Origin of the sequence: Mogibacterium diversum (assembly GCF_938028775.1) — a bacterium.
GTDB classification, from domain to species: Bacteria; Bacillota; Clostridia; order Peptostreptococcales; family Anaerovoracaceae; genus Mogibacterium; species Mogibacterium diversum_A.
In genome coordinates, this window is sequence record NZ_CALIZG010000008.1 from 57,823 (window position 1) to 84,141 (window position 26,319).

The window sequence follows — 26,319 nt, forward strand, 5'->3', positions numbered from 1 at the left end:
CTTTCGTTACCTCAATATTTTAATCATGTCCTTAGTATAAATACATTCGAACGTGATAACATGACTATTTATTTCTATTACCAGCTTTGCGCCTCTCAATCTCTTTGAGAAGCTTCTTGCGAAGTCTGATATCCTCTGGTGTTACCTCTACGAGTTCATCTCCATTGATGAATTCGAGTGCCTCCTCCAGGGTAAATGTTCGCGGTGGTGTTAGCTTAATCGTGTCATCGCTGCCCGCCGCACGCATATTAGATACTCTCTTTGCCTTGCATGGATTTACTACCATATCATCGCCTCTAGAGTTCATACCGACTATCATACCTTCATAAACGTGAGTTCCAGGTTCAACGAACATCTGCACACGCTCCTGAATATTAAATATTGCATATGGCGTACAGTTGCCTTCTTCCTGTGCTACAGCAACACCGTTAGTACGCTCTGGTATTTCACCCTTCCAAGTTTCAAATCCCTCAAAGCGTCTAACCATGGTACCTTCACCATGAGTATCATTTATAAACTCACTTCTATATCCCATGAGTCCACGAGTTGGAACTGAGTACTCAATCTTCGAATATCCGTTGCCTTCGCTCATCATCTGCTTCATCATACCCTTACGCATATTGAGCTTAGAGATAACCGATCCAGAATATTCATCTGGAACACTCACAACAACCTCTTCAACAGGTTCAAGCAGCTCCCCATTGTCACCGCGCTTCGTTACAACCTCAGGCTTAGATACAGCGAGTTCATATCCTTCACGGCGCATATTCTCTATAAGAATAGATAGATGTAATTCTCCTCTACCCGAAACCTTAAATGAATCAGTAGAGTCTGTAGGCTCTACTACCAGTCCAACGTTAACTTCGAGCTCTTTCTCCAGGCGCTCTTTGATGTGTCTACTTGTCACGTATTTACCGACTTTACCAGCGAATGGCGAAGAGTTAACCATGAAGTTCATCGACAAGGTCGGCTCTTCGATACTGATATTACCGAGAGATTCAGGATGTGCTGGATCACAGATTGTCTCACCTATCGAGATTTCTGAAATACCCGATATAACGACGATATCTCCGCACTCAGCCTCGTCAACTGACATTCTCTGAAGACCTCTATATACAAATACCTGATTTATCTTGGCATTGTACGACTCTTCTTCATCTTTCATGACCACTACCTGCTGCGCCGCCTTGAGTGTGCCTCTTGTAATTCTACCTATTCCAAGTCTTCCGATATAGTCATCATATGCAAGTGAAGAAATCTGTAGCTGAAGTGGCTCATCCCTTAGATCAGGATATGGGTCACAGTGTTCAACAATCTTATCAAGCAGCGGTTCTATATTGAAATCCCCAAAGCCCTTTGGACTTTTCTTAATCTTAGTTGTACCATTATCCACCATGATATCAGCAACTTCACTAGGGTCATTAACTGCTATTCCCTGTCTTGCAATTCCATACATGATTGGGAAATCTAGCTGTTCATCGTTAGCCTCAAGATCCATAAACAGTTCATAAACTTCATCTACAACCTCATCTATTCTAGCATCTTTCTTATCTATCTTGTTGATAAATAATATCGGATTTAGGCCCTGCTCAAGCGATTTATTGAGCACGAATCTGGTCTGAGGCATAGGCCCTTCACTAGAGTCTACTAGTAGAATTACTGTATCAACAGTCTTCATGATTCGCTCAACCTCGGAGCTAAAATCGGCGTGTCCTGGTGTATCGACAATATTAATCTTGTAATCCTTGTACATGATAGAGCAGTTTTTGGAATATATAGTAATTCCACGCTCCCTCTCGATTGCATCACTATCCATTACACACTCTACAACATCTTCATTGTCTCTAAATACATGAGATTGAGCAAGAAGCGCATCAACAAGTGTTGATTTACCTGCATCAACGTGTGCAATTACCGCGATATTAATTATCTTATTTTTTTCTCCCATCGTTATCCCTTCTAACTGGCTATATCTATAAAATACTTATCTTCCCGAACTGAGGAAAAATCTCCTTCTACGGTTAATTACGTTGTAAACGCTTTCTATCGTTCTTTCAAATTGATAAAGCTCCCTTGTCAAAGTCTCGACATCACCATTTGAAACGCTAGCCATAGATGTGCGTCCTTCGGCGATAATTTCAAACCAATTTGGCGCTGTAACTTTGAACCCTCTGAACTTCTGTGCCCATATCTCATACTGCGAGAACTGCATAGCATAAGGTAACATCTCGTAGAAATATTCAGGGTTTGACTGCTGCATTATTGCAATATCCCTAGGCTGTGCCTCTTCGATGAAGTTGCGCATCCCCATCATCCTGTTTGAAAGACGAGCATTTTCTCTAGCCCTCGCTGCCATTAGGCACGTCATCATCGCTCCAAATGCACCAGCAACTACTATCAGAAGAGGAATCATTAGCGATTTATTGCACTTGTACACGAGATATCCTACGTACACGAGCTCAGCTACGTAAAGCGCAGAATACATGGAAATTGAAACCTTGAAGTGATTCCAATCCATATCGTACCTGAGATCAAATCTTCTCGTGATAATATTCAAAATCAATACTGAAAGCACGAACAATCCAGCTGGAAGTCCATATTTAATCTCTTCTTCATACATATACATCGACACAAGAACAGGAATAGTAGCAATTGCAAGAGATATAGCTACAATACTTACATACCTAAACAGCTTTGATATTGTAGTGCTCGCCCTCATCTCGCGAGAGCTATAACCACTAGCAACACTGCTTTCAACATCGATAAGTATCCTCTTGAGCTTAACTCCTATGTCCTCCATCTCGACAGCTCTTCCTTCATAAACATCTTCAAAAAGTTCTCCATAAATTGCACGAATATATCTATCTTCGTCAATAGATGGTGTACTAAGCTTCACTAGCTTATACTTCTTTGGAGCATACTCAACTATCTTGAGGCACCCTGATATTCCCAGTCTGACTATAAGCGGAACGATATCTCGTATTGATAACTTACCGTTAAACACATATGCTACGTCAGCGGTTGATATACCATCGATTGGATTAGAAATAACCTTTTTCTTAAACTTCGGATCTCTTCCACCTGCTAACCACAAGATTAGCGACAGTGTTGCTGCAGCGATAAATAGTACCCCTCCTAGTCCAACAGTCCATTCATTGTTTAGAGGATCTTTCCAATATCCATCTGGAAGTTCGGCCTTAAAAGTGATGCCAAAATCAGACGGAATAAGCGAACCACTCATGGTAATGGTATTTCCATCTATGGAGTACGACATCTTGTTTGATACATCCTGAGAACCAAACTGGCCAGCATAATACTGAAGGTCATCCCAAGGGAAGTCCTTGGGCAGCACTAACGTGAACTTGTAGTTCTGGATGGGTACCTCCCAATCAGGCGATAGCGCAGTCAAATAAAACAAATCATAGTTCTTATTCTTTTCAGCAAACTCCTTCACAATATAGGTAATCTTAAAGGTATGACTTCCCTTCCGCAGCTGTTTCTTGTCTTTAATTACAATGTTATACTTCGAGCCATTTTTCGCCAAAGAAAAATCAGTACCCTTAACATCTACATCGTTAATGATGTAGTTACCTGCGGGTACGTCGAAAGATATTTCCGAAAGATTATTCGGAAGATTAACGGTTATCTGCTTAGTAACTTCATAGGTGTGATTCTTTTTTACAACTGCCTTAAAATCATAGTTGTTAATCTCGTAGCTATTATCCTTAGTTGCACCGAAAGAGTCAGTCAAAACTAGACCATGACTCACACTCATGATTACAATAGTTAGCAATATTTTAATTAAGTATTTATATGTATTTGACAACACTTTGCCGTTGCTCGTCATTATACGTCTCCTTCTAGGCAATACTTCTTGATATTATACCGCATAAAATGGTTAAGCACAATGATTCAAAGGGGTGATAGAATAGTTGATACGCTTTGAACCTTAGTATAAAATACAGGATAGATACTATATTAACGAGGGTGTAATATGAAGAGACAAGATTATATATCATGGGATGAATATTTTATGGGAGTTTCCCTTCTTGCAGCTAAGCGAAGCAAGGATCCAAACACGCAGGTTGGAGCTTGCATTGTCGACAGCAACAATGTGATTCTATCCACTGGTTACAACGGATTCCCTGTCGGTTGCTCGGATGATGATCTACCGTGGGACAGAACTGGCGAGGATACCAAGTACCCTTACGTTGTTCATGCTGAATTAAACGCAATTCTTAATTCAGGAGGCAAGTCGCTTAGAGGTGCAACGATCTACGTTGGACTTTTCCCATGTAACGAATGCGCTAAGGCAATTATTCAGTCCGGCATCAAAGAGGTCGTATATCTAAACGACAAGTATGCTAACGAGAAATCCACCTTAGCATCTAAGCGAATCCTAGGCATGGCTGGGGTTAAGCTTCGCAGGCTCACTCCTAGGGAAAAGAATCTCGTACTAAGCTTCGAAAATGAGCTTGATAGATAGCACTTGGCTTTATTTCGATTATTATTAAGTAATTATTTTGTTAATTGGAGGTAGTTTTATGAAACTTCTAGTTGTTGGTCCTCGCGGCAAAATGGGCCGCCTGATTACAGCGATTGCTGCAGACCGCAAAGAAATCACTATCGTCGGTGGTGTCGCTCCTGCTGACAGAAATTACATCGGCAAGGATATTGGAGAGGTCGCTATGATCGGCAGAGCGCTAGGTGCCCCTGTTGTTTCGGATATCGAAGAGCTAATAGATGACTGTGATGTAATCATAGATTTTGCCACTGTTGATCAGGCAATGATTACACTGGAAGCTGCGAAAAAGCACAAGAAAGCACTAATCTGTGGAACCACTGGATTCAGCCTAGAACAGAGGGAGGCATTTGAAGAAGCTGGTAAAACAATCCCTGTAATGCTTGCGGCTAATACATCTAGACTTGTAAATGTTATGTATAAACTAATTGAAGATGCCACTAAATTGGCTGGTGATGTGGACGTTGAGATACTCGACATGCACGACAGCACTAAACTTGACTCTCCTAGTGGTACTGCTAAGGAAATCGGTGAGCTCGTAGCTAAAACTAGAGGCGAATCACTCCATGATGTGGATAGATATGGCAGACAAGGAAGGTGCCCTCGCGAGCATGGCGAGATTGCTTTTCACTCCATCAGAGGCGGAGATATCTCAAGCAGCCATACGACATATTTTGTTGGTCTCGGTGAGAGACTTGAGATTACTCATCACTCTCAGAGCTTTAAGTGCTTTGCTGCCGGTGCAGTTGACTGTGCAGTTTACCTCAGCAAGCAGCCTGTTGGGTCATATACGGTTCAGGATTGCTTTGGGTTGTAAAAACGCTTATATATTAAATAACCATACAGAAAGCCAAGGGCACAACCGCCCTATTTCTGTATGGCTATTATTATTTTCAATCATTTGTCTCGACATTATTTTCCCCTATTCCCCCAAATGTATTTTTCCGGAGCACACCATCCACATATATAATCTAACATATCTGCAATCCACTGTTTATTTAGACTGTCCGCTAAATTGTTGTGATACCTAAAAAGTATGTTATATGCTTGTTCTTGTGCAACTCTTAATTCTTTTATTTTAATCAAAATATCATATCCCTGCATATTGTATGCATGATAATTTTCCTCAGTTATATTCGTGGAAAGTTTCTTTATTTGATTAAATAATTCGTCTGCTGTACACATTAGAGGCTCCATAAACCGCTCTATCAACTTATCCGCCTGCTTTATGCCGTCGCATGCTGCTGATGTAATGCCCCCTGCATATCCACAGCCCTCACCTGCAGGATAGATGCCGGAGATTGTTGTGCTTTCGCCCGTCTCTCTATCTCTAATAACTCTTAGAGGTGCAGAGCTTCTAGTTTCAACAGCTTTGATCACTGCATCTGGGCTATCATATCCATGAATCTTCTTAGCGAAATTCGGAACCGCCTCTCTAATCGCCTCATACGCAAAGTTTGGAAGAGATGCAATGACCTTATCTGCTTTTCCAGAGAGGAACTCACCCATAGTACATGTTGGAGGTTTGTAGTTTCCACCACCGTTTTCAAAAGCGAGCCTTTCGTATTTCTGCTGGAATCTGATGCCTGCTAGCACATCATCGGATTCAAAATCGCTCACTCTCACATCGCAGAGAATACCACTGTTAGCAGTCCCGCTATCTCTCCTTCTGTTGCTCATGCCATTAACGCAGACTTCTCCGCTATGTGTAGAGCAAGTTACAACCTCTCCACCAGGGCACATGCAAAAAGAATATACACCTCTACCATTGCTCGCTTTGTACGAAACCTTGTATTCCGCTGGAGGAAGCCTATCCTCTGATCCGTACTGTGCTCTATCGATTAGCTCCTGTGGATGCTCCATTCTAACTCCTATAGAAAGTGGTTTCTGCTCCATCTCAAGATTCGATTCTTTGATAAGCTCATATGTATCTCTTGCGCTGTGACCAGTTGCCAAGATCATTGCATTAGTCGCAAGTACTTCCGTTCCTCCGTCTGGAGAAGTGATGGTAACAGACTCGAGTTCGCCATTTGAAATCGATATATCGCTGAGCTTTGATCCAAACCTAACTTCACCACCGAGGGCAATTATCTGTTCTCTAAGCCTTACTATAACTGCTCTCAGCACGTCTGTACCTATGTGTGGCTTATGCTTATATATAATCTCTTCTCCTGCACCAGCGTCAGCAAAAGTCTCCATTACGAACTTGATATTAGGATCTTTGATACCACTGGTTAGCTTTCCATCTGAAAATGTACCGGCTCCACCTTCTCCGAACAGAATATTGGAATCTTCGTTTAGAACGCCCTCGCTTTTAAATGCCTCTACGTCCTTAACACGTTCAGACATACATTTGCCACGCTCTATGACTATCGGTCTATAACCATTCCTAGCAAGCTCTAGGGCAGCAAATATACCGCACGGACCAAATCCTACGATAATTGGACGACCTATAAGCTTCTCACTTCCAGGCATCGGGGCCAATTTTTCAATTTGCTTATGCACATTACACTTATGCTTTTTTGCAATTCTAGGTGATACCTGTACTCCTGACGTAAAATCTACGGTATATACCATGAATATATTTGACTTGTCCCTTGCATCTATCGACTCACGAGCAACCTGCCAAGTCATGATGTCCGAAGCTTTTAAAGATAGCTGCTTAGATATTTTGTCCGGTAAATCGGTCATTTCACGTCCCACAGGAAGCTTAACTTCGCTTATCCTGTATGAATATTTACCAGGCGTCTCTCCGCCGCGCCACACTTTATCTACAATTCTCGTTTCCATACTTTGTACTTCATCCTTATACTTTATCCTTTTCAGAGCCCTACTCACGCCTGAGTATTCATGTGTTCTGACACTGATGCCCCTGCACGCTTCCCTGATAGAAACGCATGATTTAGATTATATCCGCCGCAAAAACCATCGTAGTCTAAAATCTCACCAACTATATATAGGTTCCTTACTAGCTTTGATTCAAATGATGATTTATCAACTTCCGAAGTTATAACTCCACCGGAAGTACACTGCGCTTCCTTCCACCCCTTCTGACCGGTCGGCTGAAACTTAAGAGCACTCGCACTGGCTACCAACTTATCTCTAGCTTCTTCTGATGATAAGACTAGAGAGTCTTCATCTGCTTTAAAACCTGCCTGCTTAATTATTTCAAGTGCTACACCTTCCTTGTAGACAGTCTTAAACACATCCACAAGCTTCTCGCTCTCTAAAAATTCATTATTTGTATTAGAAACTCTCTCGGCCGCACGATTTAAAACCGCTCCTAACTCTACATCTCTACATAAATCGAGTTCGATTTCGAAGTTAGAAAAAGTATCACCTGGTTCAAACTTCATCACCTTAGATAGATTAAATACGCATATACCTGAGAGTCCAAACTTAGTGAATTGAACTTCTCCACATTCTCTATGTATTTCTTCGCCATTCTTAAAGAGCTTCGCTTCCGCATGCACTCTTACACCCGATAGTTTTGATAAATCCGTATCTCCACACTCTATCGGTGCAAGTGAAGGCACGAGTCTAGTTACTGTGTGGCCAAGCTTCCTAAGCCATCTGTATCCGTCTCCAATTGAACCGTATACAGGTGCGGACTTGCCGCCGACCGCTACTACAAGGGCTGACGAATACACGGTACACTTAAGGGCATTAGCCGATCTACCTTGGCTGCTTGCTTCCCCCATGGAAACCGACGTTACGAATTCAGTCTTGTCAGAATCATACGATACTTCCAGTGCAGTAACCCCGGTATATACCTTTACACCGAGCTGCTTTAGCCTTAACTCAAGCAGTTCTGAAACATCAGCAGCAGACTCAGATACAGGGTAGAGAAATCCATTGTCATTAGTTTTAGTCACTATGCCTAGAGAACTCAAAAAACTAGTAACTTCACTAAAACCTTCCGCATTAACATTAGTTATATTGCATCTTCCATTACCAGTCGCACGAAGCTTACGGCCCATGATTTCATTTTTTTCAATCAAAACCACATCAAGCTTAGAATTGTTTCGCTTGGCACTTATAGCTGCTGCCATACCTGATGGACCGCCACCGATTATTAAAATGTCACTTCTTAGAGTTTTGGGAATCTGAGGGCTATGAAATGTACCCTTTTCCCTCATGTGCTTTTGCGACATAAATACACCTTCTTGCATATATAAAATCATATAATTATATCATAATGGGCTAATACAAACATGCCTAGATGATTGTATTAGCCCATTATTCTTGTGTTATTAACTTTATGTATTCGCTTTATCCTATGCGAACTTCTCCGCTGCAGCCTTTAGCTGCTCAGCCTTATCTGTGTCTTCCCATCTAACGCCGAGCGCATCTCTGCCGAAGTGTCCGTAGGCTGCCAGTGCTCTATAGATTGGCTTAAGAAGGTCGAGCTGCTTGATGATAGCAGCTGGTCTCATATCGAAGTTCTCTCTCACTAGCTTGGCGATATCTTCATCTTTGAGGTTTGCAGTCCCATAGGTGTTTACATACACGGAAACCGGCTCTGCGACGCCGATAGCATAAGCTAATTCAATCTCGCATTTACGAGCAAGTCCAGCAGCGACGATATTTTTTGCAATATATCTAGCCATATATGCACCACTTCTATCAACCTTCGTTGGATCTTTACCTGAGAATGCACCACCACCATGGCTAGCATATCCACCGTAAGTATCAACGATGATCTTACGTCCTGTCAAACCAGAGTCACCCTTTGGACCACCGATTACGAATCTGCCAGTAGGGTTAACGAATAGTTTAGTTTCATCGTCGATTAGCTCGGCAGGGATAATAGGTTTAATTACATGCTCAATCATATCGCGTCTAATCTGTTCGAGAGTTGCATCTGGATCGTGCTGAGTAGAAATTACTACAGTGTCAACTCTTACAACCTTGTCATCATCATATTCAACTGTAACCTGCGTCTTACCATCAGGTCTTAAGTAGCTTACTGTACCATCTTTTCTTACTTCAGCAAGCCTTCTTGCTAGTTGATGCGCGAGAGAAATAGGCATTGGCATGAGCTCTTCCGTCTCATCACAAGCGAATCCGAACATCATTCCTTGATCTCCTGCACCAGTCATAGCATCATCGTCAGCTTCCTTTCCTTCCTTAACCTCAAAGGATTCGTTTACACCCATGGCGATATCAGGCGACTGTTCCTCGATGCTGACGAGAACTGCGCAAGTGTTACCGTCAAAGCAAACTTCACTGCAATCATATCCTATGCTCTTAACAACACCTCTAACAATTCCCTCGATATCTACAGTGCAGGTAGTTGAAATCTCACCAAATACGATTACAAATCCTGTCTTAGTTGCTGTCTCGCATGCTACATGAGCATGAGGATCTTCGGCAAGTATGGCATCAAGAATCGCATCAGATATTTGATCGCAAACTTTATCAGGATGACCTTCTGTAACCGATTCTGATGTAAACAATTTCTTCATTAAAAACCTCCATTGAGCATTACTGCCCTTCTTCAAATAAAAAACTCTTCAGCATGAGCCACATGCATGAAGAGACAATTTTCATCTATGAATATGTCTCCTCATCTTTCAGGCTTTACCTGTGGGACTTGGCACAACCGCAATATGCGATGCTGCCGCGAGTTCATCGGGCCCATTCCCTCACTCGCTCTTAATAAGGATTGTAAAAGTATTATATATGTAAATCTGTTAGTGTCAAGTTGCATATGTTACATATCATGGTTTTTTGAGAAAAATGCTATCGCGAGCGAGATTGCGACTTAGTTTTGGTATAATTATAGTGTTATGGACTGACAAGGAGAATTAATATGCCCAAGCTAAGAGTTGTGGAAGGTAAACTTTCCAATAAATATAATCATTTTAAAGACTATCGTTTTGACTCGTGTATAGCTACCGACACTCGTCTTATGGGTGTCGTAGCGATGAAGGTCTCATGGACTGCAAAAGATGGAAGTAGAGATAAACTCTTCCAGCTTATTCATCTCGATTTCTCAGAATACGGCGTGGATGATTACCGTGAGATATTCTCAAATGCTAATAACCCCGAAGGTGGTCGTGAAGTTAGGTCAGAATGGAAACGTATATCAGGTGGTCTTGGAGGCAGCGAAGTTAGGATCCCATTCTTTACACTTGTGCAGCTAATTGATGAGGTTATAGCGACGAACGAAAAATATTATGAAGGCCACGAACCATTTATTCAGGCTTTTCGCAAAGAAACATTGATGAGGCTAAGACTTATGAAGGAGGCCTCTAGTAAGCTGCTCTATGAGGGTGATAGCTTTGAAGAGAAGAGCAAGGAAGGGCAGCAGTTAGTATGCAAATCCCCTCTCACCTCGTTTGAACTTATCAACTACTTCCTCATGAGGATGCTAGATAAAGATTATCACGGTGCTTCATTCCTCGGAGATATAAGCATTAGCGAGATGAAGCGAAGTAGGTTTAAGGAAATTGGTCTCGCTGAGCTAGTCAGAAATAAAATATCAAAAGCGACCACTGCCGCTACTCCTAACGGAGAAGCGACAGTGTACAAGTGTAAATTCACAGCGCTTTCCAATTCATATATCTATGGAGAAGCGTTGATAACGCTATCACCACGTAGCCTCACACGAACACGCCGCATCTTGGAGTTCGAAGTGACGACCCTAATGAATATCTCAAGCTACGAGGCAGCGCTTCAGCTCCAGCAGGCCGAGTATATAACACTATACGAATTAACAGTGCCTGCAGAATCGTTCGATCTGGACGATTCCGTCTTCGGGGCAGACGCCACCATGTCGCCAGCCCCTAACGGAATCACATATATCCTATACAATAAGGATAATTATCATGTGGATTCATCAAACTACTATATGAATCACGACATGTATGGTGCATATCTATTGACACCTAATAATGAGCTCGTGGTCATGAGCCATGACATCATCAAGATAACCAATATGGAGGCCGATATAAGTAGAAGCATGAATGCTAGCAAACTCGAGTTGAAAGGCAGATACAAGCTAGAGACTCAGGTATTTAAGAGCTTCTCAGAGATGCCTGGTGCAAAATTTAGCGAGATGATTTACAGCCCGGAAAATAACGACTAATTTTATCTGTCAATGTTTGTTCTTTTTTTGCTATCAAAATTAGCGCGAGTTATCCACATCGCTTGAATCCCAATAAAATGCACACATCAAGAATTATCCACATAAAAACCAAAAATCGTATACAATCTTTTCAACACCCAGAAGTGGATAAGTCGATAAACAAAAATGCGCATTTTATAGGGCTTGGCGATTCCAATCTGATCTGTCAAGAGAAGTTATCAACAGTTTTAAAAAATGTTTTTATACATTTTTGTTCGATTTATAGAAGAACAATTTAGCAAGGAGGAAATATGACTACTGAAAAAGTTTTCCACAATGATCAATACTTAAAAACACTCGAGGCGACGATAACTGATATAGTTATTTCCAAGGAGAGGACTGAAATTATAACAGATAGAACCATTTTTTTCGCTGAGGGTGGTGGGCAACCTGGTGACAGAGGAACCATCCATCTATCAGATGATAACAGCAAAATAGTAACAATTTTTGATACTCATGATTCGGGTGATGCGGTCGCCCACTACACAAATGATAAAGTACCATTTACAGTCGGCGACAAGGTCACATTAGAACTAGACTGGACATTCCGTTTCACAAATATGCAGAGACACTATGGCGAGCACATCCTTAGTGGAGCGATCTACAAACTATATAAAGGAGCCAACAAAGGTTTCCACATGGGGAAAAATTATATAACCATAGATATTGATCTCGGAGGCGAGCTCATGACCGAAGAAATGCTCTCAGAATCTGAGCTTCTCGCTAATGAAGCGGTGTGGAAAAACCTCCCTATTCAAGCTCATCATTTTGACTCAGTTGAGTCGGCTAATTACATGCCACTTAGAAAAGCAGTTAACGAAAAGGTAGATGGCAACGTTGTTATCGTTACGGTTGGTAATCCTGATGACCCATTCGACTGCTGCGCATGCTGCGGCACCTACCCTTCCTTTAGTGGAGAAGTTGGGGTAATAAAAATGTTTAAGGCTGAGCCTAACAAGGGGATGACCAGAATCTACTTTGACTGTGGCCGAAACGCACTGCTTCACTACCGCGAGTCGCATAAGATTCTTACCGAAGTAGCAGAGAAATTCTCATCAAAACCAGAGAATCTAATGCACGCCATTGCTAAGAAGGACAAAGAAGAAGCCGAGTTAAAGGCAAAGCGCGCAAGTCTTGCTGAATATGTTCGTAATTTCGAAGCAGAAGCGATTGCACGTAGTCACGAAGTGGGAATGAAGTTCATATATAAAGAGTATGACAATATATCTCCTAATGATCTTCAGAAGCTTGGTTTTAAGGCACTCGAGATGATTGACGGGGAAAAGCCACTACTAGCTCTTGCAAATTCCCCTTCCCATACGCTCATGCTCGTTTCCGATGGGAACTATCCCTGCGGCACCCTCGTAAAAGAACACGCTAAGAACTTTGGCGGAAAAGGTGGTGGACGCGATGATAATGCGAGAGCACAATTTGATAGTAGATATGGTCTTGAGTCATTCGTGGAAGTTATAAAACAGAATTTATAGCTTGATATATTCACATTATATTGTGTTATAATCAGCTTAAGGAGGCGGTGTTATGTCAAATAAAGTCATAGTAACAATCGGAAGAGAATTTGGTAGCGGAGGTCACGAGGTTGGTAAGAGACTTGCGACTGAGCTCGGAATAAAATTCTATGATAACGAATTCATCAGCATGGCAGTTCAGAAGACTGGATTCCACGAGGATTACGTTAAGAACAACGAGGAGAAGGCTCCTGATTTTGCAGCTAGTGCACTCTTTTCAGGAATTGAGCTGTATCAGCCATCTCCATTCGATAAGATTCAGGCAGAGGAATACAAGATTATCAGGGAAATCGCTGCCGAGGATAGCTGTGTTATAGTCGGTCGTGGTGCAGATTACATACTTAGAGACCAGTCTCATGTCAGCATTTTCCTATTTGCTCCACTAGAGGATAGAGTAAAGCGCAAACTCGCTCTCCTATCTGGTCAGGATGCGAAGAATATGACTCCTGCTCAGATGGAGAAAATAGTTAAGCAGATGGACAAGCAGCGCCGTAGATACTACGAATACTACACTGATACAAAGTGGGGAGACAGAGATTCGTACGATTTGCTCATCAATACCAGCCGTGCGGGTATAGATGGTGCAGTAAAGATCATCAAGACATACATAGAGTCAAGTCGTGGCGAAAGCATGATGCCAGACTAGATTTGATTTCGGTTCCCGCTCTAAACTAGAACAATTCTTATAAAGCAATACAAAACGCAGATGACTCTGATTGAATCACTGAAGATTCTTTCAGTTTACATCTGCGTTATACATTTCTAGTTCGGATAAGCCAAACTATATGGACTTCAAATACTCAACTTCTGCAGGACCAAGCTTCCTATAGCCTCCAACTGCCAGCCTTCCGATTACTAGATTACCAATCTTGATTCTCTCTAGCTCCTGAACCGGTGCATCGATAGCCTTGAACATGCGTCGAACCTGATGGTTCTTGCCTTCATGAATAGTGATATCAACTACTGTTGAGTTTCTATTGTGCTTTATAACATCTACCTTGGCAGGTGAAGTTCTAAAACCACCTATGTCGATGCCTTTTTCAAGTCTTGCAATCTTGCCACGTGTAAGTATGCCAGACACTACCGCACGGTAAGTCTTATCGAGCTCCTTAGACGGATGCATGAGCTTGTTTGCAACATCTCCATCATTGGTAAGAATAAGAAGACCAGAAGTGTTATAATCAAGTCTTCCCACAGGAAAAATTCTCCTGTCCTCATCCTGAATTAAGTCGAGAACTGTCGGTCTATTCTTATCATCTGAGGTAGTGGTCACGTATCCTACTGGCTTGTTGAGCAGTATATAAGTCTTACTAGTCTCAGGCGATATCTTTCTGCCCTCACATAGAACCTCATCATCTGGCTTCACATCATATCCTGGCTCTTTCATTACAGCACCATTGACAGCTACCTTACCGTCTAATATGAGCTGATCAGCCTTTCGCCTGCTAGTTACACCAGAGGAAGCGATATATTTATTTATCCTCACTATCCGTATCTCCTTCAAAATTGATTGATAACTGCTCATGAGGAGTTTCCTCATCGTATTCCTCGATATCGTCGAACTCTGTTATATCAGGCAGGTCTTTTATTGATGCAAATCCAAATTTCTTAAGGAACTCACCCGTCGTCTTGTATAACAGCGGACGGCCAACGCCTTCTGACCTTCCAGCAACATCGACCAAATCCTTACTCATGAGTCCATCAATGACTCTCTCGCTCTTGATACCTCTAATTGAATCGATTTCACCTTTAGTAACAGGTTGTCTGTAAGCTATGATAGCTAACACTTCGAGTGCTGCCTGCGATAGCTTCTTGACCTTGACTGGAGTGCAGAGCTTCTCGATGAAAATCTCGTTTTCAGCATGCGTTACGAACTGAAAAGCGCCATCCACCTCTCTAATCCTGATTCCGCGCCCCATCATCGCATACTCACGCTGTAAATCCAGAAATAACTCTTTAACTACTTTCTTATCAGCATCTAATACCTCTGATGCATCCTTGACCTTGAGCGGTTCTCCCCAGACAAACATCATCGATTCAAGTGCTGATTTCATTACCTTATCATTGTACATTTGGCTGGACCTCTTTCTTAATAACACTTATATTTCCGTAGTTTTTCTCTTGCTTGGCATCGACTTCTTGCATCTTAATCATCTCAAGAAGCGACATAAACGAAAGCGTGACATCGTATCTATCCGCCTCCTCCGGCACGAGCTCTGTAAAATCAATATACTCACCCACAGAAACTCTATCCTTAATTATATCTGTCATGTAGCTTATGCGATCCTCTATAGAAGCTCGTTCTCTCTTTATTCTCTGATATCTCTTCTTGACATCTGCCACACGCTTTTTCTTCTGCAAAAATGCATTAAACGCATTAATAAATTGCTCGATATCTGCTTTTAAAAGTTCATCTGGTGAGTCTAGATATTCCGATATATCTTCAGCTGGTTTCTCATGTATGCACTGGTTTGCCTCCAGTCTCTCCTGAAGCATCTCAGCGATTTTCTTGGTCTTTACGTATTCAGCAAGCCTGCTCGCTAGCTCCATGCGCGGATCTTCATCAATTATGACTTCACCAGCATCATTGACACGAGGAAGTAGCATATGTGACTTGAGCCTAATAAGTACAGCTGCTAGGACTATGAACTCGCTGCTTACTTCGACATTAAGTTCCCCCATCTCTTTTAGATATCCTATGTACTGCTCCGTTATCTCAGCCACTCGTATATCGTATATATCCATCTTGGCATTCTGAATCAGATAAACCAGCAGATCGAATGGCCCTTCAAATTTATCAATTCTTACTTTGTACAAGTGCTGCCTCCACATTTGAATCCATCATCAAAATATATTTCTTCTAAGTATAAACCTTCTGGTGGTGCCGTAAATCCCGCCTTGCTCCTATCAGTGGATGCTATGATGGTCTCCATCTCGCTAGCTTCTCTCTTACCTGTTCCAATCTCAAGCAAAGTGCCTACTAGGATTCTAACCATATTATACAGGAAACCATCACCTGTGACCCTGATTATAGTCCTGTCACCTTCTTGTATTATGGTAATATCCGTGATTGTCCTTACCGTCGTCTCTCTAGGAATCCCACCTGATGTTTGAAATGAAGCGAAGTCATTTGTTCCAACCGCAAGCTTTGCTGCCTCACGCATAGCCTCGTGATTCAGCTCTAAGCCAAATTGATACACATGATTACGTTCAAATATATCACCACTTCTATCGATAATATACTTATAAGTCTTACCATGGCAAGAAAATCTAGCGTGAAAATCCTCCGGAACTTCATGTGCCGAAATGACCTTAATATCACCAGGAAGTCCACTTCTCCCTAGACCACCTGCACCGAATCTTCTGTTCATTATATCTGCTAGTTTATCAGTTGGAAGTGGATTGTCCCATGTGAAGGAACAGCATTGACCTAATGCATGTACGCCTGTATCGGTTCTGCTTGTTCCATTTACAGGCACTTCATAACCTGCGATAAAGCGGAGCACATGTTCAACTTCGCCCTGCACAGTCCTAACATCAACCTGCTTTTGCCAGCCGTGAAAATTCGTACCGTCATATTGAATTTTAAGAAGAATATTCTTGCTTCCCTCAGACATATTTACCTTTCTATCTATTTACATAAAATATACTTCGTAGCTTCTTCTACAAGGCCCCTATATTATTTTTTAGCTAGCTTCACTATAGTAGCACAAGTGGAAGATAATCCCATAAAACCAATACATATAGAGTTACAGCAGGAAGAGCATATACGAGCATCGGTCTATGTTCATCAGCATCAAATTTCTTTGTGATGCTCAGGTAAATAATGTGAATAAGTGCGAAAACAGAAATCAAAATGAATATCGCAATCACTCCATACATACCTGTAACCAAGCCTATTGATATGTAGAACTTGATGTCCGCACCTCCAATTACAGTCTTGTGATATATTATTCTCCCTAATCCATATGTAGCGAGTCCAAGTAGTACTCCTGTGAGCGCACCATAAATAGGCTCGAGCAACTTCTCGTTAAAACTCACGAAACCAACTGCCGATACGGCTAATAGCACGTTCAGTTGGTCAGGAATTATGCGATACTTGGCATCACATATCGCCATCATGGTAACAATGAATATCAAAAGCATACCGGCAATCATAAACTGTGACGATTCCCTGATGGACAAAAATACGCCGCTTGCTCCGAAGAATACTGTGAAAACAAGCTTCCACGGTGTGCTAGTAAGTCTCTGTCTCTCACTTTCAATATCTGCGATAAGTGATGGAGGTAAAATTTCTTCCTCTTCCTGGAACCATCTCACAGGCATGTTATTGAACCAGACAACTGCACCATTGCCTAGCAGTAATGCGATAATTACTGAAATTACCGATTTAATTATCATAAATACGTAATATTGATCCATTCGCTAATTATAACACACAATATAATATATAAGGCACCCCAAAGGGCGCCTTAATGTACCTATTATAAGTCTATTATCAACAAAATCTATCTCTTATTCGATTGTCTCCATACATTTACCTTCTTAGCTGACTCAATGAGTTCCTCCCGGAAATCAGGATGTGCTATGCTAATCAGCTTTTCGGCACGTTCCCATACTGAAGCTCCTGCGAGATTTTCTATGCCATACTCAGTTACCATAGTATATGCCTGACTTCGCGGATCCGTAATTATGTCGCCACCAGTAAACGTAGGTTTGATATTCGAATGTAGATTTCCTTTTTTATCTGTATATGTAGAAGGAAGTGCGATAAAGCTCTGAGCTCTAGGATTCTTGAAACCCGCAGTGAGGAAATCAAGCTGCCCTCCAGTTCCACTTATATGCCTAGTTCCCGCACTTTCAGCTGAAATTTGTCCAAATAAATCCACCGCGATACAACTGTTTATGGATACGAAGTTGTCAATTTCTCCTATTACTGAAAGGTCGTTTACATAATTTATTGGAGCACAGCACATGCTAGGGTTATCTGAAACCCAGTCGAATAATTCTTTTGTACCGTGGGCAATACTGAACACCGATTTACCTCTCATGATGTCATGCTTATTTAAATTTGTTATCTTACCTGCCTTGTGCATATCGAGATAAGCATTTACTAGCAGTTCTGTATGAATTCCAAGGTCTTTGAGCTCAGACTCAGCAATCAGTTTTCCTATCGCATCTGGCATACCTCCAACTCCGAGCTGAATACATGCACCATTTGTCATTCTATCAACGATAGATTCTGCTATCTGCTCCTCTACTGGACCGGCTACAATTGAAGGGAATTCAGTAAGTCCCTCATGCTCCCCTTCAATAACCATATCTACTTCCGAGATATGTATGGTGTTTTCAAGTCCATGAACAAAAGGTAGCTTCTCATTTACCTCAAGAATGATAATATCCGCTACATCAAAAACTGCACGAGCATGAGAATTGCTCATTGACATGTTAAAGTAGCCGTGCTCATCCATTGGAGTTACGCCCATTACAGCGACATTTACCGTAAGAAAACGCCTGTAGTAATCGGGGAGATTTCTAAATACCATAGGAATGAACTTGCAGAGTCCCCTATCAGACAGCTTTCTCTCATATCCGATCATATGCCACGAATTATATGTGAAGTGTTCCGCATCTGGATCCTGCTCAGCTATCTGTAGTGGTTTAGTTATAAGCAGGGCGCGTACTTTTACATCCTCAAGTTCAGCTTTTCTTGCTGCAAGCGCCTCATCAAAGAGAGTTGGAAAGCCCTGGTAGCATCCGAAATCTACCCAATCGCCACTATTTACAACCTGCGCAGCTTCGCTAGGTGTTTTAAGCTTTGAATTATAAAGTTCTCTATAGTTCATTGATATCCTCTAACCTTTCGTCTAGCCAAGTTCTTATGTCATCGTACACAGAGTCTCTGTCTGTCTCATTAAGGATCTCATGTCTGTCATCATAATACAGTTTGATATCCACTATGCACTTAGTATTGCTCACATACTGCATATATGCTTTTCTAACGCCTTCACCGAAATCACCTACTGGGTCTTCTGCACCAGAAACGAAGAGCATAGCAAGGTTTGGAGAGATCGTCTTAGCTCTATCCTTGTCAATGCACATAAGGACACCCTTAAACATCTCTTTGTATGCATTTACAGTAAAAATAAAGCTGCACCACTCTTCCTCGCAGTACCAATCAACAATCTCAGTATCCTTTGTTAGCCAATCGAACTGCGTCCTTGCCGGCTTAAACTTTTTATTATACGAAAAGAATGCTATAGAGTTAATGAGTTTACTTCTATAGTGAGGCCCCCTCACAGCTTTAAACAGTGATGCCAGTGCCCTTCCCGCATGCAAAACCAAAGCGTTAGGCTGACATGTCCCCATCACTATCGCACCAGCTAGACCTTCAGAGTAGCTAATATCATCATTATCCGTTTCAGTTAAATACTGACGCAAGAGGCAGGAGCCCATACTGTGACCGAGTATAAAATAAGGAATATCTGGATATTCCTTCGTTGTTCTATTTCTAAGTTCATGGATATCAGCAATCAAAGTCTCATTGCCATGATCGCCAAAATACCCGTAATCATCAGGCGTGAGTGCCGATTCTCCATGCCCAAGCAAATCATGTCCAACGACAACATATCCGTGATCGGTCAGATACGAAGCAAATGCACTATACCTGCCAACGAACTCAACCATTCCATGTATTATCTGTAGCACTGCCTTAGGCTTCTCATCGGGTATCCATTTTCTAACATGTATCGGAGTCTTAGCATCTGCCGACATAAATGTTTCATCAATCTTTTTCATCAGTTAATTTCCTTGCCTGTAAATGTCTGTGCGATGTACGCCATTTACATAGTTACTTTGAAATTTTCTGTCCGTGGAACTGATAATAGGTAGTCTGAAGTCTTCCGTTATATAGCTTACGTCTTCTATCAGCTTTTCTATCAAATATCTTCTCAACTTCTCGGTCAGTCGTAATCATGAAGAGAGACCACGTAGGATCTTTTTCAAGAATCTCTTTTAATCGCGCATAAATTTTATGAATCGCATCCTTATCGCCGATTCTCTCACCATACGGAGGATTTGTAATGATGATTCCGTTTGATTCATCTGCTCTGAATTTGCGCATGTCCATGCGGCTGAATGATATATCTTCTTCGACACCTGCTTCCATAGCATTGGCCATAGCTGCAGCAATCGCTTTTCCGTTTATATCAAATCCTTTTATTATTACTTCGCTATCGTAATCAACAGCGTTATATGCAGCCTGACGTTCTTCATTCCACAGTTCCTCTGGGATGAAGTCCCATGCCATCGCAGTGAACTTGCGGTTAAGACCTGGTGCGATATTTCTAGCCATCATTGCTGCCTCGATTAGAATCGTTCCAGATCCACAGCATGGATCTACAAGAATCCGTGCCACATGGTCAGGATTATCCTTATCTCTACGCATCACGCCTTCCTTCCAGAAGCTAAGCCTTACAAGCGCTGCTGCTAGTGTCTCTTTCATAGGTGCTGCAACATCTACTGCCCTATAACCACGTTTATGAAGTCCTGCTCCCGATGTATCGAGAAGCAACGTGACGTGGTTCTTGAGTATAGAAAATCTGATGCGATAATTTGCACCTGCTTCATCAAAGTGATTTTGCACATAGAAATCAGAAAGCCTTGAAACTATCGCTTTCTTGATTATGCTTTGGCACGATGGAACACTGTGAAGCGTGGATTTTACTGATGTTCCTACAACAGGAAATGCAGCATCAACTGTGAGATAATCCTCCCAGCCGATTGCCCGAACCTGCTGGAATAATTCTTCAAAGGTTTCAGCCTTGAACTCAGCAACCTTAATATAAACTCTATCAGCCGTCCTAAGCCACATATTGGTGTGAACAATGGCTCTCTCATCACCGATAAAAGTTACCTTCCCATCTTCGACCTTTACCACACTGTATCCAAGATCCTGCAGCTCCATCTTTACTACCGCTTCAAGTCCAAATGTCGCTGTTGCAATTAATTCATACTTCATATACTATACTTTCTCGAAAACTCGTCATAGAGTTCGGTGAATTCAACGTTATCCTTATCTTTAAAATCCTTAACAAACTGATGCATGTGCAGGTTATTTCGCTTGAGCTCAATCTCGGCTGCTGCAATATTCGAGCAGTGGTCGGAGACCCTTTCGATGTCCGCCAGTATATCATTTAAGATAAAACCTAGCTCAATAGTGCAAACACCATTTTTAAGGCGCGCTATGTGGTTAGCCTTAATATGTTCGACGATGTCATCAATCAACTCTTCTAGCGGTTCTACCTTGAGAGCTGTCTTAGCATCCATCTCCAATATGGCTTTGCCTGCTAGTGTCAGTACCTCGCTGACAGCAGCGCTTAATATATCAAGTTCTCTTCTAGCTTCTCCAGAGAATGATAGCCCCTTATCATGTAGTTCATATATACTCTCAGCGATATTTAGCGAATGATCACCAATTCTCTCTGCATCGGTAATACTGTGAAGCATCATCGACACATTTGCCGAATCCCTTTCTGAAAGCTCGACTTTAGCAAGGCTTACGTTAAATGAACCAAGCTGGTCTTCGTAGTAATCTAAGAGTTTCTCATCGCTCTTAATCTTCTCAAACAACTCATCACTATATCCGTTCGAGAGCGTAATCGCATCTCTAAAGTTCTGAAATGCAATCTCAACCATCTCGTTGGTCTTAGCTCTAGCCTCTTCAACAGCAATGGATGGCGTAAAAAGGAGTCTCTTATCAAGGAAAACTTCCATTTCATCATCTTCTTCGCCGCCTACGAATTTATGGCTGATAGGAACGAGTTTCTCAGCAAACGGAAATATAATAACCGTTGTGAATATATTGAACAATGAGTGAATAATTGCGATATCTACAGGCGTTACAGCTTTATTTATGAATCCGAAGTTTATCAGATAATGGCCGATGCTAAATGCAACCATGAATATAATCGTTCCGATTATATTAAATGCAATGTGAACTACTGCAACACGCTTTGCATTCTTACTTACACCGATACTTGAAATTACTGAAGTTACACAAGTTCCAATATTTTGTCCCATGATAATAGGAATAACCATTCCGTAAGTTAAACCACTAGTCATGGATAAGGCCTGCAAAATTCCTACCGAAGCAGATGAACTCTGGATTACGGCGGTAACTAATATACCCGCGAGTATTCCAAATACCGGGTTATTAAAAGCAGTTAGAACCTTTGCAAACTCCGGCATATCCTTGAGAGGTTCCATCGATGAGCTCATGAAGTTCATGCCGTACATAAGAACCGCAAAGCCCAGCATTACCGAGCCTGCATCCTTACGCTTATCTGACTTACTAGCCATCATCATAAGAACACCGATTAAAGCGATTATTGGCGAGAAAGCCTCTGGTTTAAGGAGCTTCAAAAATATATTGTTGCTGCTAATACCCACCAAACTGAGCAACCAGGCTGTAACAGTAGTACCTATATTGGTACCCATGATTACACCAACTGACTGCTCAAGTGTCATAATGCTAGAGTTAACAAGCCCTACTAGCATAACAGTAACTGCCGAAGAACTTTGAATAATAGCCGTTACACCGAGTCCGAGCAAGAGAGATTTAAACTTATTTGAAGTCATTGACCTCAAAATGCCCTCGAGTTTACCGCCCGCAAGTTTCTCTAGCCCTTGTGACATGACTGACATCCCATATAGAAACAGCGCCAGTCCTCCGAGCAGATTGATTATCGAAAAAATATCCATAAATTAATCTCCAATTAATACCCATGTTATTACGCACATATGTCTTAATATTTTATCATATTGCTAGTGTGTCCGCTTTGTTTTTGATGGATAATTTCGATACTTTTTGGTTTGTTTTTGTACTATATATATTTATTTACTTGTTTATGCCTAGTCAAAAACTAATATATTTATTGGATTTTAAAAGCGCAGCATAAAGCTGCGCATTCAAGAAGAAAAATTAAAAAGGTTTATATCTATAAATGATATTTTAATGAATGAAAACCTCGGAAAACTGGCACCCCAGTATACGTGAGTACGGCTACCTGATCAGTCATAGCCTGATATGCACCGGATGCGAGAGCCGCAATTTCCCACTCCCCTGGCATCACCCACGTTTCCGAGATCCAGTCTACGTATTTCTCTAAATTCCTTACTATGTATTCGCTTCTAGCAAGCCCACCTGTGATGAGGATTGCATCTACATCACCTTTGAGTACGCATGCGCATTCGCCCACAGCCTTTGCAAACTGATAAATCATCGCATCGAGGACAAGCTTTGCATATTCATCATTATCCTCTTCTATGCGTTTCATGATTTCCTGAACATCAGCAGTTCCTAGGTGACTGCTAAGCCCGCTATTTCTGACAATCAAATCTTCAAGTTCTTCGTGCGTGTAGTCACCACTAAATGCAATGTCAATTATTTTCTTTGCCGGTATTGTACCAGCTCTAAGGGGTGTCATGGGACCATCGCCGATTAGATTGTCGTTGCTATCAATCATCCTGCCTTTACGGTGAGCTGTTATGGATACACCGCCACCAAGATGGCAGATGATGAAGTTTGACTCATTATAAGCTATACCTTTTTCCAAACAGTAGCGTCTTGCTACCTCCTTCTGGTTTAGGCAGTGGACATGACTATCTCTATAAATCCCTTTGATGCCTGTAACTCTCGCCAAATCCTGAAATTCGTCAGTATCTGGTGGATTTACGATATAAGCCTTTGCATCGTATTTATTGGCTAGCTGCCTTGCTATCTGGGAAGCGAGTAGAGCAGGGTGGTGTATTCCAGAGGCTGCGGTTTCACAATCGTATATTATTTTATCATTTATACAATATACACCGCTTGTTGAGGGGAGAAGCCCTCCTCCTCTGCCAACGAATGCATCTACCTCTTGTAGATTTACACCATTGCATGCGCACCTGTTTTCCACAAGTAGCTTTCTGTAGCTGAGCTGCTCCTGTATACTGCCAAACTGAGCGAGTTCATCTTTCCTATGATATATATTCTCGATAAATACCTTTTCGCAGTTGTGATAAAACCCGAATTTCGTCGATGTCGATCCAGGATTTATAGCCACTATGTTATATATCTTTTTGTCCATCCTATCCCCCTTTGGCAGTTTTGAAGAACAGGGGAATGCAGTACGTGCCCGCACACCCCTGTACTTGCCTATATTAAGCAGTTTCTTTCGCTGCTTTGATTGAGTCGATTAGCAGTGGAACAACTTTGAATAGGTCACCAGTAATTCCGTAATCTGCAATTTCGAAGATTGGAGCTGTCTCATTCTTGTTAATTGCTATGATGCATTCAGAATCTTGCATTCCAGCCTTGTGCTGAATTGCTCCAGATATTCCTAATGCAACATATATTCTTGGGTGAACAGTCTTGCCTGTCTGTCCTACCTGATGATCAGCACTAATCCATCCGGCATCTACGCAGGCTCTCGATGAACCTACTACGCCGCCGAGCAGTTCCGCCAGTTCAGTTGCAAGAGCAATTCCGCCCTCAACATCTTTTGCAATTCCTCTACCTACAGATACGATTACATCAGCACCGATTAGATCCACCATTTTCTTGGCAGCCTTAACGATATCTAGTACTTCTGTCTCAATATCTGCAGCCACAAGTTCAAAGTCTGGATGCATAATCTCTACATTTGCAGCTCCAGCTTCGTCGTATTGTCTCTTCTGCATTACACCCGGTCTTACAGTTGCCATCGCTGGTCTGAACCTTGGGCAAACGATGGTAGCCATAAGGTGTCCACCGAATGCAGGACGAGTCATCTTGAGGTTGGTGTTTACATCAAAGAGTTTAGTATCAAACTTCATGTTGTCTACATCGAGGGATGATCCTGAGCGTAGGAAGTTAATGTATCCATCGAGATCTATATCAAGGTGTGTACAGTCTGCACAGAGTCCTGTATGAAGTCTTGCTGCGCATCTAGGTGCAAGATCTCTGCCGATGTTAGATGCTCCAAATAGCATTACCTCAGGTCTAAACTCCTGCACTGCTTCACTGATAACCTTAGTATATCCGTCTGTAGTATAATTTTTTAGCAGTGGGCTGTTATATACGTATACACCATCTGCACCGTAGCCGCCGAGTTCAGAAGCTAGAGCATCTACGTCATCTCCGAGAAGTATTCCGTATAGATTGCATCCTAGCTCATCCGCTAGCTTTCTTCCCTCGGATATAAGCTCAAATGTTGTTGGCATCATCTTGCCTTGGCGCTGTTCGCAGAATACCCATACATTCTTGAAAGCGTCGATTTGTGAACTATCGTAAGCCATGTTGAATTCTCCTTTCTATATGATGTGCTTGCCTGTCAGAATCGATACAAGCTCATCAGTGGTATTCTTGTCTGAACCTTCTAGCATCATGCCGCCACCCTTAACTGGAGGTGTAAACGACTTATAGATATTGGTTGGAGAACCCTTTAGTCCAATGGTAGTCTTATCGATAAGTGGATGATTCTCAAGTGCTGCAAAATCCATTATCTTAAGTGGCATATCCCAGCACTTTTCAGTTCCGATTACGCTCATATATCTAGGTGTATTGAGCTCCTTGATGCAAGTAATCATACAAGGCGTTGGAACCTTTACGAGCATATATCCGTCTTCGAGCATTCTCTTGATGATAAGGGCCTCGCCTTCCTTAGCAACTTCACCGGCATATGTAACCTGTGGTAGGTGAAGCTTTTCAGCGATCTGAGGTCCTACCTGAGCAGTGTCACCATCGATAGCCTGACGGCCAGCGATTATTATGTCATCCTCTTCGATTCCATAAGTATCTATTGCCGCTGCAAGAATCTGCGAAGTGGCATATGTATCTGATCCTCCGAATTCACGAGCAGATACTAGTACTGTCTCATCTACGCCCATTGCCATTAGTTCTCTTAGCATTCCTTCAGCTGGCATAGGCCCCATCGTGAAAGCTACTACCTTGTATCCAAACTCTTCCTTTAGAGTGAGAGCTTGCTCTACAGCATTTAGGTCATCTGGATTGATGATAGTCTGCATCGAAGCGCGGTTAAGTGTTCCATCCTCGTTTACTGCAACCTTGCCGGAGGTATCAGGAACCTGTTTTACTGTTACAAAAATTTTCATTTATT

22 protein-coding genes and 1 riboswitch are annotated in these 26,319 nt (G+C 41.9%); of the genes, 5 read left to right on the plus strand and 17 right to left on the minus strand.

From position 1 onward, the window contains the following. Positions 1-64 precede the first annotated feature (64 nt). Both typA and Q7O90_RS01920 read right to left on the minus strand, forming a co-directional pair. The gene (gene typA / locus Q7O90_RS01915) at positions 65-1,948 is read right to left on the minus strand and encodes a translational GTPase TypA (protein WP_304126776.1); all 1,884 of its coding nucleotides are present in this window, start codon (positions 1,946-1,948) and stop codon (positions 65-67) included. A 36-nt stretch (positions 1,949-1,984) separates the two neighbouring features. Beyond that, complete coding sequence (locus tag Q7O90_RS01920) at positions 1,985-3,847, minus strand: DUF2207 domain-containing protein (RefSeq protein ID WP_304126777.1); 1,863 nt, start codon at positions 3,845-3,847, stop codon at positions 1,985-1,987. 147 nt (positions 3,848-3,994) lie between these two features. Here Q7O90_RS01920 and Q7O90_RS01925 point away from each other — a divergent pair, with 147 nt between their 5' ends. Both Q7O90_RS01925 and dapB read left to right on the plus strand, forming a co-directional pair. Then, positions 3,995-4,486, plus strand: coding sequence for a deoxycytidylate deaminase (locus Q7O90_RS01925; protein ID WP_304126780.1), 492 nt, complete (start codon positions 3,995-3,997; stop codon positions 4,484-4,486). 58 nt (positions 4,487-4,544) lie between these two features. Then, complete coding sequence (dapB, locus tag Q7O90_RS01930; RefSeq protein WP_304126782.1) at positions 4,545-5,339, plus strand: 4-hydroxy-tetrahydrodipicolinate reductase; 795 nt, start codon at positions 4,545-4,547, stop codon at positions 5,337-5,339. A 95-nt stretch (positions 5,340-5,434) separates the two neighbouring features. Here the strand turns inward: dapB and Q7O90_RS01935 are convergent, their stop codons facing one another. The 3 genes from Q7O90_RS01935 to metK all read right to left on the minus strand — a co-directional run bounded on the left by Q7O90_RS01935 (position 5,435) and on the right by metK (position 9,990). Continuing rightward, positions 5,435-7,312 carry an NAD(P)/FAD-dependent oxidoreductase gene (locus tag Q7O90_RS01935; RefSeq protein ID WP_304126784.1) on the minus strand — a complete coding sequence of 626 codons (1,878 nt, stop codon included), beginning with the start codon at positions 7,310-7,312 and terminating at the stop codon, positions 5,435-5,437. Between the two features lie 44 nt (positions 7,313-7,356). After that, positions 7,357-8,676 carry an aminoacetone oxidase family FAD-binding enzyme gene (locus Q7O90_RS01940; RefSeq protein WP_304126787.1) on the minus strand — a complete coding sequence of 440 codons (1,320 nt, stop codon included), beginning with the start codon at positions 8,674-8,676 and terminating at the stop codon, positions 7,357-7,359. 123 nt (positions 8,677-8,799) lie between these two features. Continuing rightward, a complete protein-coding gene (gene metK, locus Q7O90_RS01945; protein WP_304126789.1) occupies positions 8,800-9,990 on the minus strand; it encodes a methionine adenosyltransferase in 1,191 nt (396 codons plus the stop codon). A 98-nt stretch (positions 9,991-10,088) separates the two neighbouring features. Next, a riboswitch (SAM riboswitch) is annotated at positions 10,089-10,190 on the minus strand. Between the two features lie 147 nt (positions 10,191-10,337). Here metK and Q7O90_RS01950 point away from each other — a divergent pair. From Q7O90_RS01950 to Q7O90_RS01960, 3 genes are all read left to right on the plus strand, one after another. Next, positions 10,338-11,615, plus strand: coding sequence for a hypothetical protein (locus tag Q7O90_RS01950; RefSeq protein ID WP_304126792.1), 1,278 nt, complete (start codon positions 10,338-10,340; stop codon positions 11,613-11,615). A 290-nt stretch (positions 11,616-11,905) separates the two neighbouring features. Next, a complete protein-coding gene (locus Q7O90_RS01955; protein WP_304126795.1) occupies positions 11,906-13,141 on the plus strand; it encodes an alanyl-tRNA editing protein in 1,236 nt (411 codons plus the stop codon). Between the two features lie 52 nt (positions 13,142-13,193). Then, entirely contained in the window at positions 13,194-13,826 is a 633-nt protein-coding gene (locus Q7O90_RS01960; protein ID WP_106056554.1) for a cytidylate kinase-like family protein, read from the plus strand. Positions 13,827-13,961: 135 nt separating this feature from the next. On the opposite strand, the gene Q7O90_RS01965 is transcribed toward Q7O90_RS01960, so the two are convergent. The 12 genes from Q7O90_RS01965 to acrB all read right to left on the minus strand — a co-directional run bounded on the left by Q7O90_RS01965 (position 13,962) and on the right by acrB (position 26,314). Continuing rightward, positions 13,962-14,666: a pseudouridine synthase gene (locus tag Q7O90_RS01965; RefSeq protein WP_106056552.1), complete on the minus strand. Its 705-nt coding sequence runs from the start codon at positions 14,664-14,666 to the stop codon at positions 13,962-13,964. Further along, complete coding sequence (scpB, locus tag Q7O90_RS01970; RefSeq protein ID WP_304126799.1) at positions 14,653-15,252, minus strand: SMC-Scp complex subunit ScpB; 600 nt, start codon at positions 15,250-15,252, stop codon at positions 14,653-14,655. The genes Q7O90_RS01965 and scpB overlap by 14 nt, the downstream gene beginning before the upstream one ends. Next, the gene (locus Q7O90_RS01975; protein ID WP_304126801.1) at positions 15,242-15,997 is read right to left on the minus strand and encodes a segregation and condensation protein A; all 756 of its coding nucleotides are present in this window, start codon (positions 15,995-15,997) and stop codon (positions 15,242-15,244) included. The genes scpB and Q7O90_RS01975 overlap by 11 nt, the downstream gene beginning before the upstream one ends. Continuing rightward, positions 15,985-16,797, minus strand: a complete 813-nt coding sequence (gene truA / locus Q7O90_RS01980; RefSeq protein WP_304126804.1) for a tRNA pseudouridine(38-40) synthase TruA — start codon at positions 16,795-16,797, stop codon at positions 15,985-15,987. Before truA ends, Q7O90_RS01975 begins: the two co-directional genes overlap by 13 nt. Before the next feature lie 82 nt (positions 16,798-16,879). Next, the gene (locus tag Q7O90_RS01985) at positions 16,880-17,581 is read right to left on the minus strand and encodes a prepilin peptidase (RefSeq protein WP_304126807.1); all 702 of its coding nucleotides are present in this window, start codon (positions 17,579-17,581) and stop codon (positions 16,880-16,882) included. Positions 17,582-17,688: 107 nt separating this feature from the next. After that, entirely contained in the window at positions 17,689-19,026 is a 1,338-nt protein-coding gene (locus Q7O90_RS01990) for an acetyl-CoA hydrolase/transferase family protein (protein WP_304126809.1), read from the minus strand. After that, positions 19,016-19,978 (minus strand): alpha/beta hydrolase, encoded by a 963-nt coding sequence (locus Q7O90_RS01995; protein WP_304126812.1) that lies wholly within the window; start codon positions 19,976-19,978, stop codon positions 19,016-19,018. The genes Q7O90_RS01990 and Q7O90_RS01995 overlap by 11 nt, the downstream gene beginning before the upstream one ends. Before the next feature lie 52 nt (positions 19,979-20,030). Continuing rightward, positions 20,031-21,200, minus strand: a complete 1,170-nt coding sequence (locus Q7O90_RS02000; protein ID WP_304126815.1) for a THUMP domain-containing class I SAM-dependent RNA methyltransferase — start codon at positions 21,198-21,200, stop codon at positions 20,031-20,033. Then, complete coding sequence (locus tag Q7O90_RS02005; RefSeq protein WP_304126818.1) at positions 21,197-22,942, minus strand: Na/Pi cotransporter family protein; 1,746 nt, start codon at positions 22,940-22,942, stop codon at positions 21,197-21,199. Before Q7O90_RS02005 ends, Q7O90_RS02000 begins: the two co-directional genes overlap by 4 nt. A gap of 236 nt (positions 22,943-23,178) precedes the next feature. Beyond that, complete coding sequence (buk, locus tag Q7O90_RS02010; protein ID WP_304126821.1) at positions 23,179-24,309, minus strand: butyrate kinase; 1,131 nt, start codon at positions 24,307-24,309, stop codon at positions 23,179-23,181. Positions 24,310-24,382: 73 nt separating this feature from the next. Further along, positions 24,383-25,498 (minus strand): acryloyl-CoA reductase electron transfer subunit beta, encoded by a 1,116-nt coding sequence (acrA, locus tag Q7O90_RS02015; RefSeq protein WP_304126824.1) that lies wholly within the window; start codon positions 25,496-25,498, stop codon positions 24,383-24,385. Between the two features lie 15 nt (positions 25,499-25,513). Then, positions 25,514-26,314 (minus strand): acryloyl-CoA reductase electron transfer subunit gamma, encoded by an 801-nt coding sequence (acrB, locus tag Q7O90_RS02020; protein ID WP_304126826.1) that lies wholly within the window; start codon positions 26,312-26,314, stop codon positions 25,514-25,516. Between the last annotated feature and the right edge of the window lie 5 nt (positions 26,315-26,319).